We start from the raw sequence: 7,844 nt of genomic DNA on the forward strand, positions 1-7,844 counted from the left end.
ACGCGACATCAATGGCGCTCGCGGGATATTCCTAAGAGCTTTGGTAGATACACCCTGGCTGAGTAATCAGCTTGCATTGGTGAGCTAAGGTCTGCTTTGGTAGACTTTAGTAGCCAAAAAGTATCGGCTAAACCCTTTCGCTTCGATACGGATCAATTTCCCAGTAAGGTGCAACTAGCAGCCGGGATCAGTAGCGAGGGGCTTAGTTACCAGTTAGACTATAGTGGACAGTCGATTAAAACCGAAGACGTGCAAGGGGTTTGGATGCGCCGACTCTGGCATCCACGAGTCAGTCCAGACTTAGCTCCCCAATTCCAAGACGCTTGCGTTAGGGAATCATTAGCAACCATTAATGGTTTCTTAGATCATCTCAACCATGCTCGTTGGGTAGATAGGTTAGAACGAATCCGAGAGGCAGAAAACAAACCACGTCAACTCAGAATTGCCAATGAAGTTGGTCTGCTCGTTCCCCGCACTCTGGTCACGAATAATCCAGATCGGATGCGGGGTTTTTTTGCTGAGGTTGGAGCAAAGATGGTGGCTAAGTTGCTTACTCCTCTTTCCTATAGTATGGAAGCCTCTTCTTTTTTCCTATATACCAGCGTTGTCAAAGAAGAAGACCTCCAAGAGGCAGAAATGTTGCGCTATAGCCCCATGGTCTTCCAAGAGGAGATTCCTAAACAGCGGGAGTTGCGAATAACATTCGTGGCGGGAAATCTATTTGTAGGGGCTCTCGATGCTTCTCGGTATTCTGCAACAACAATGGATTGGCGGTCTGCTAAACCAGAGGACTGTGCTTGGGAACCTGATCAATTGCCCAGTCAGGTTGCCCATGGCCTGAATGCTTTGATGGCAAGGTTGGGACTAACCTATGGCGCTATTGATATGATTGTAACCCCAGACGGTGAGTATGTCTTCCTAGAAGTTAACCCCACTGGCGAATGGGGCATGCTAGAGCGAGATTTAGGTTACCCCATTTCTGATGCGATCGCAGATGCCTTGTTGTCTGAGGTTGCCAATTAAGGCAACAGGCAACAGGCAACAGGCAATAGGCAATAATAAAGATATTTTTAAGGCAATAATATCTCTCATTATTAATGATTTTTTTAATAAAAACTGTACAGCATAAGTGCAATCAACCCGATAAATTAAAAAATAATATCAACTATGATTTATTTATGTTTTATATAAAATTTTTTTAAAAAAAAATAGGTGTTTATGCAAATATAGCAGTCGCCAGAGCAGTTAGGACATGACAAAAGTCTCAAACCTAAGTAAGCGATGCAGCGCGGTCTTGGGGGTTTCCCCCATGAGCGACTGCATCAAGAAGCGCAAGAGTTTGACTTCTGACTTCTGACTTCTGACTTCTGCTATATTTTGTGATTTTCGGGTATTAATTATTCATAATAATTAACTTTGATAATTTGTTATTTTTACTTTTTGATTGATACTTAACAAGTTTATTCTCCCTACTCCCTACTCCCTACTCCCTACTCCCGATTCCCGATTCCCGATTCCCGATTCCCGATTCCTATTAACAATGACAGTTTTAATTATTACCCATAGCCAAGACAACCAAAGCATTCCCCTAGTGGTAAAAGCCATTGAAGAAAAAGGGGGGAAAGCCTTTCGGTTTGATACTGACCGATTTCCCACGGAAGTCCAGTTAGATGTCTATTACGGTAAGAATAGAGACGGTAAGAATACAGAAAGACTAATCCTGAAGTCTGAGGAAGAAAAGCTAGATTTGCAGGAGGTCTCAGCAGTTTGGTATCGGCGCATTGCCATGGGGGCAAGAATTCCCAGCACCATGGATCCGCAAATGCGGCAAGCCTCTGTACAAGAATCTCGTGTAACTATCCAAGGTATGATTGCCAGTATCGATGGCTTCCACTTGGATCGGGTCCCTGTGGTTGAGCAAGCCAAAAATAAGCAGTTACAGCTAAAAGTAGCACGGGAACTCGGGATAGATACTCCTCTTAACCTCACCACCAATAATCCCGCAGCAGTGGTGGAATTTGCCAAAGAATGTGAGTCAGGTATAATCACCAAGATGCTTTCATCCTTTGCCATCTATGATCAGCAGGGACAGGAGCAGGTAGTGTTTACCAATCCGGTCAAACCGGAGGATTTGGACAACTTGGATGGACTAAGGTTCTGTCCAATGACCTTTCAGGAACATCTGCCTAAGGCACTAGAGTTACGAACGAAAATTGTCGGAAAGCAAGTGTTCACTGCTTCGATAGACTCTCAACAGTTTCCAGGTGCTCGTTATGACTGGCGGCGACGGGGCGTTGATTCCCTAAACGCTTGGCAGCCCTATCAGCTGCCCCAGGATCTGGAAGAAAAGTTGCTGAAGCTAATGGATTACTTTGGGTTGAACTATGGCGCGATTGATATTATTCTAACTCCCGATGGTCGCCATGTATTTCTTGAGGTGAATCCAGTGGGAGAATTCTTCTGGCTTGAGCTTTGCCCTGGCTTACCAATTTCCCAGGCTATTGCTGATGTTTTGCTGAACTTGGTGCCACGCCGTTATTAGTACTAATTTTTTTTAGCAGCACTAGAGCTTGTAGGGTGGGCAAAAGCAGTTTGGTTGTTTTGAGTATTTTAGATAATGGAACTTTGCCCACCTTACTTTAATTGGTATTTTTTTTACAGGGAAGTGTGGGGAGATGGGAATTCCCGATTTCCCGATCTCCAGACTATAGCTACTTTTAGTTACAGTTAATAATGAAAAATCAATTATTTTATCTAATTAAAATAACATCTACTATTTTAATTACTTGCGCTTTAGGTCTAGAAATTTGGTATATTTATTTACAGTTAACCCATGGCTCTCTACCAAGTAACCTCTATGCTGCATTGTGCCTAGGAAGTATTGCTCTAATCTCCCATTTTATTGAAGGTGTAATCGCTGCTTTTAAAGCTAACAGTTGTGATAAAAATCCTATAAATTATGGCATTTATACTTTTTTTGTCGGGTTTGTTGGATTGTGGGAATTATTTAATCCAACTTCAGAAAGTTCTAGTTATAAATAAACCGTTGTACTGGGTTATTTCCGGATCTCAAGCAAAAAATGATCGTTCTTAATCCCATATCTTACTAACTAGGGCGCTCTAGCGGACGCGATCGCTAATAGTTCGCTTTTTGCCTACAGGTGTTGCTCGCGCCCCTAAGCTTGATGCGGTTATAGGTAAAGATCGGATGTTGCTGAATCAAGAAATGCCAAATAATTATATATAAGATGGGGTTCTTATAGTAATAATGCTTCCCAAACTCCCGATTCCCGATTCCCGTTCCCCTCCTGGGAGGGGTTAGGGGTGGGTTCCGATTCCCGACTCCCGACTCCCTTCTTATTAATACTCACCTACCGTGCCCGTAATTCTGTTTCTAGTTTGCCTAAATCCTCTTTCAGGAAAACCGTAAGTTGCCCAATGAAAGCCTTGCCGGTATCATTTTGAGTTATTTCTATCCAATAGCCGTATTGTTCTCCTAACAAGAGTTGACCCTGTTCAGCTGACCACAGTGGTAGGTTTTGTCGCCGTGATAACTCTAAGATTTCTCGAGAGGGATAGGTATATACAAACTGAGCGCTATTGTAATCTCGATAAATCTTTGGACCATAGACAGTGCGCAGGGATTCCTCCAGGCGTTCGAGGGTTACCCCATTAACTTGGTCATGGATAGCAATGCGTTCACTGCGAATTGTACTCCGGTCTTTTGGATAAGAGATGGTACCAGGAGGCAAGACCGTGGCTTGAAAGGTAAATCGTTCCCCAGCCGTATCACTCTTGCGCACTAGTAATCCATCTCCAATACCAGGTCGTAGAGTGGGGTGACCGTTAATCCATGCAGCAACTTGATCAGTTCTCTGACCAGGCAGGGCATTAACCCCATTGCCGGTTAGTGCGAATATAATGCCCAGTGATAGAAATGACCCTATTTTAATAACATTCATAGAGAGCACCTATTACCTGAATCTTGGGTAAATTTTAGCATTTTGATACCGAAGCAGAAAAACCCCGACCTCGAAAAGAAGTCAGGGTTTTTGTTACTAAAGCAACATGGCTTTTAGAGCTAGTGGTGCGTTACGGGACAAGCTATCCCAACCCTGACGACCGTGAAAATGATGGCTAGCAGGTCCCTAACGCACCCTACACAATATCTACTGATAACTGACAGCTAATAGCTGATAGCAACACCTAGAATGTTTCCCTAGAATCTAAAGGTGGTACGAATCGCTCCAACCCAAATCGTATCATTGTCATCATCGTGATTAGGATTGAAAATCACGTAGGCTCCTGGAGTAATCATGATGTTGTTGGTGATGGGGAATTTGTACTGTGCTTCAATTAGGTAAGAAGTATCATCATCTTCCTCATCACTACCATCAATTTCGGTAGCCCTAGGTGGCACACCTCCAGCAAAACTCAGCACAGCTCCCTCTTTGCCAAAATCCACGAAAGACAGGTTAGCTGACCAAGTTAAGATTTCAGCATTGTCACCTTCAGACACCGCACCATTATCATCTTCTGCGATCGCATCAATGTAACCAAACCAACCGCCGATGTGAATTTGTTCGGTCAGGCGAAGACTGGCTTGTGCTCCTAAGCGATTAGCAGAGGTAGCCGTCTCGCCAAAGGGGCGCTTGGCTAGGTCACTACCAGTGCTACCGGAAAGATTAACATCTTCTCCTGGCTGGTAGCTACGGACGTAGGTCAAAGATAAATCCAAGTTATCAATCGGGGAAATACCCAGTTGAGCACCAGCGCTATAGGCACCATTGAACAATCCATCTCCCTGAGCAGGACTAGGAGCATCGCCATCATCAGCTAGATAAAGCAGTGATAGATTGATGGCATCACTAAATTGATAGGTGAAACCGCCACCAGCTCCTTCTGGTCCGCGATGGGTTACGGGGTTGCGGCGATTAAACCGGGATAACGCACCAACGCCACTGCTTTCCAGGAACGGGTTGGTCGGGTCAAAAACGTCATCCAAGGCAAGGCCAGATGTTCCCACATAAGCCGTGAATTTTGTACCAATGGGGAAACGGTAGAACACGTCAGGAATTTCCACATCGTTGCCACTATCCGCATCATGACCCAAGCGAGCCATGTCGGTACCAGTCACATCACTGAGTTGAGTAAAGTTTCCTGCCTCCAAACGAATTCTCAACCGGTCTTTCCCGGTGAAGCTGGTATTTAAGTTCAAACGTACCCGGTTGCTTAAGGTAATGTTTTGATCAATGTCATCTCCACTACCATCAGCTTGTTCTTCCCCAAAGGCACCAGCGAAGGTAAAGATCACCTCCCCTTGGAGTTTGGTGGTGGTAGAGAACTGATGGTCTTCTAGGAAAGCCACCCGACCTTCTAAGTTATCCACCCGTGCCCCTAGGGTAGCCAATTCTGCTTCAAATTCTTGAATCAGCCGTTGCAGGGTTTCCAGGTCTTCCCTGGTAATAAAGTCAGCGGTGCTAGCTGCAATTAACCGCTCAATTTGGTTCAAGCAAGCATTCAAACCAGCCGCAAACTCATAACGAGTAGTTGCCCGATTTCCACGGAATGTGCGGTTAGGATAACCAGCAATACAACCATACCGTTCTACCAGAGAGCGCAAAGCTTCATAAGCCCAGTCACCAGGAGATACGTCCCGCAGTTGGGAAACACTGGTCACCTGCTCTAGGGCATCTACATCAGTACTGTTGCTGTTGTAGATATTGATTTGTTGTAGAATTTCTGAGTTAGACTCACCCTTAGACTCACCCTTAGCCTGGGCAACCGTTAGCTGTTGTGGAGCCGGAAGGGTTTCAGTAGAAGATGCCTCAAGCTTGGGAGCACCATAGGCGTTGTTAGCTACCAGTAATGAAGCCCCTAGCAAAGCGGGACTATATTTGATAGTATTCCAAAAACTTGTTGACATCCTTTCTCAATCAACCTCACACCTAGTAGACAACACTATTGGACTCAACTGAGTCCGCATCTTTTTCCTACAACCACGAAAATTCGTTAGTTAGTTATAGGACAACTCTGGATTAGGATATCATTTATTGTGTGATTATTCGAGAAAGATACTCATCCTCGATTTTAGTCACTTATGATATAGTAGTCCCCAGGGCACTCTAGAATTTTTAAATAAAATTAAAACCCTAGAACTTATAGGAAATGACAAAAGTCTCACACCCTTTGTAAGCGCAAGAGTTTGACTTCTGACAAATGACTTCTGACAAATGACTTCTGACAAATGACTTCTGACAAATGACTTCTACTAAACAAATCAGCTATCTGCTGATAACTGACAGCAGATAGCTGATAGCAAAACCTATAATTTTTACTTAGAATTTTTAACTAGAATTAAAACCCTAGAACTTAAAGGTGGTACGGATGGCTCCAACCCAAATCGTATCATTGCCATCATCGTGATTAGGATTGAAAATCACGTAGGCTCCTGGAGTAATCAGGATGTTCTTGGTAATCGGGAATTTGTACTGTGCCTCAATCAGGTAGGAAATATCATCATCTTCGTCTTCGGTACCATCAATTTCGGTAGCCCTAGGTGGCACACCCCCGGCAATACTGAACACAGCTCCCTCTTTGCCTAAATCAATGAAAGACAGGTTGGCTGCCCAAGTGAAAATGTCAGCATTGTCACCCTCTTCAACAATCTCACCATTCTCGTGAATAAAATCATCTTCAGCGATCGCATCAATATAACCAAACCAACCGCCGATGTGAATTTGTGAGGTCAGGCGAAAACTGGCTTGTGCTCCAAAGCGATTGGCAGAGGTAGCCACCTCCTCGCCGAAGGGCTCCTTGGCAAGGCTACTCCCAGTGCTACCGGAAAGGTTGACATCGCCTCCTGGCTGGTAGCTACGGACGTAGGTCAAAGATATCTCCAAGTTATCAATGGGTGAAATACCCAGTTGAGCACCAGCGCTATAGGCACCATTGAAAAGTCCATCTTTCTGAGCAGGACTTGGAGCATCATCCCCGTCAGCTAGATAAAGCAGTGATAGACTCAGGGCATCACTAAATTTATAGGTGAAACCGCCACCAGCTCCCTCTGGTCCGCGATAGGTTACGGGGTTACGACGGGTAAACCGAGATAACGCACCACTGCCACTGCTTTCCAGCCAGGGGTTGGTCGGGTCAAAAATGTCATCTATGTCAAGGTCAGCGGTGCCCACATAAGCCGTGAATTTTGTACCAATGGGGAAACGGTAGTACAACTTAGTAATTTCCACATCGTTGCCACCATCCGCATCATGACCCAAGCGAGCCATGTCGGTACCAGTGACATCACCACTGAGCTTAGTAAAGTTCCCTGCCTGCAAACGAGTTCTCAACCGGTCTTTACCAGTGAAGCTGGTATCGAAAATCAGACGTACCCGGTTACTTAAGGTAATGTTTTCATCAATGCCCTCCTGATCATCGTCATTGCCATCGTCATCATCTCCCCTGACATCATCATCAGCTATTTCTTCCCCAAATGCACCAGCAAAGGTAAAGATAACTTCCCCTTTGAGTTTGGTGGTGGTAGAGAACTGATGGTCTTCTAGGAAAGCCACCCGACCTTCTAGGTTATCCACCCGTGCCCCTAGGGTAGCCAATTCTGCTTCAAACTCTTGAATCAGCCGTTGCAGGGTTTCCAAGTCTTCCCGGGTAATAAAATCAGCGGTGCTAGCTGCAATTAACCGCTCAATCTGGTTCAAGCAAGCATTCAAACCAGCCGCAAACTCATAACGGGTAGTTGCCCGGTTTCCACGGAATGTGCGGTTAGGATAACCAGCAATACAGCCATACCGTTCTACCAGAGAGCGCAAAGCTTCATAAGCCCAGTC

General features: G+C 45.0%; 6 protein-coding genes and 1 pseudogene. 4 read left to right on the forward strand and 3 right to left on the reverse strand.

Features of this window, described 5'->3' with window-relative positions; translation table 11 throughout:
• From F6K37_RS45675 to F6K37_RS27070, 4 genes and pseudogenes are all read left to right on the forward strand, one after another.
• Window positions 1-88 (forward strand): annotated as a pseudogene (locus F6K37_RS45675) (zinc ribbon domain-containing protein); the annotation flags it as partial.
• Between the two features lie 8 nt (window positions 89-96).
• Window positions 97-1,023: an MvdC family ATP-grasp ribosomal peptide maturase gene (locus tag F6K37_RS27060; RefSeq protein WP_287253459.1), complete on the forward strand. Its 927-nt coding sequence runs from the start codon at window positions 97-99 to the stop codon at window positions 1,021-1,023.
• A 517-nt stretch (window positions 1,024-1,540) separates the two neighbouring features.
• Window positions 1,541-2,542: an MvdD family ATP-grasp ribosomal peptide maturase gene (locus F6K37_RS27065; protein ID WP_008184760.1), complete on the forward strand. Its 1,002-nt coding sequence runs from the start codon at window positions 1,541-1,543 to the stop codon at window positions 2,540-2,542.
• A gap of 191 nt (window positions 2,543-2,733) precedes the next feature.
• On the forward strand, window positions 2,734-3,042 hold the full coding sequence (locus F6K37_RS27070) for a hypothetical protein (RefSeq protein ID WP_008184757.1): 309 nt from the start codon (window positions 2,734-2,736) through the stop codon (window positions 3,040-3,042).
• A 329-nt stretch (window positions 3,043-3,371) separates the two neighbouring features.
• Here the strand turns inward: F6K37_RS27070 and F6K37_RS27075 are convergent, their stop codons facing one another.
• The 3 genes from F6K37_RS27075 to F6K37_RS27085 form a co-directional block, all read right to left on the reverse strand.
• Window positions 3,372-3,962 carry a hypothetical protein gene (locus tag F6K37_RS27075; protein WP_008184755.1) on the reverse strand — a complete coding sequence of 197 codons (591 nt, stop codon included), beginning with the start codon at window positions 3,960-3,962 and terminating at the stop codon, window positions 3,372-3,374.
• A 257-nt stretch (window positions 3,963-4,219) separates the two neighbouring features.
• Entirely contained in the window at window positions 4,220-5,926 is a 1,707-nt protein-coding gene (locus F6K37_RS27080; RefSeq protein WP_287253462.1) for an iron uptake porin, read from the reverse strand.
• A 439-nt stretch (window positions 5,927-6,365) separates the two neighbouring features.
• Window positions 6,366-7,844 (reverse strand): iron uptake porin (locus tag F6K37_RS27085; RefSeq protein ID WP_287253465.1); only part of this gene is annotated, 1,479 nt, incomplete at its 5' end.

The sequence above is a fragment of the Moorena sp. SIO4E2 genome, assembly GCF_010671945.1.
Lineage (GTDB): Bacteria > Cyanobacteriota > Cyanobacteriia > Cyanobacteriales > Coleofasciculaceae > Moorena > Moorena producens.

Coding starts and splice junctions, on each gene's coding strand:
- F6K37_RS27065 (WP_008184760.1), top strand. CDS start 1,541: ATGACAGTTTTAATTATTACCCATAGCCAAGACAACCAAAGCATTCCC.
- F6K37_RS27075 (WP_008184755.1), bottom strand. CDS start 3,962: ATGAATGTTATTAAAATAGGGTCATTTCTATCACTGGGCATTATATTC.
- F6K37_RS27070 (WP_008184757.1), top strand. CDS start 2,734: ATGAAAAATCAATTATTTTATCTAATTAAAATAACATCTACTATTTTA.
- F6K37_RS27080 (WP_287253462.1), bottom strand. CDS start 5,926: ATGTCAACAAGTTTTTGGAATACTATCAAATATAGTCCCGCTTTGCTA.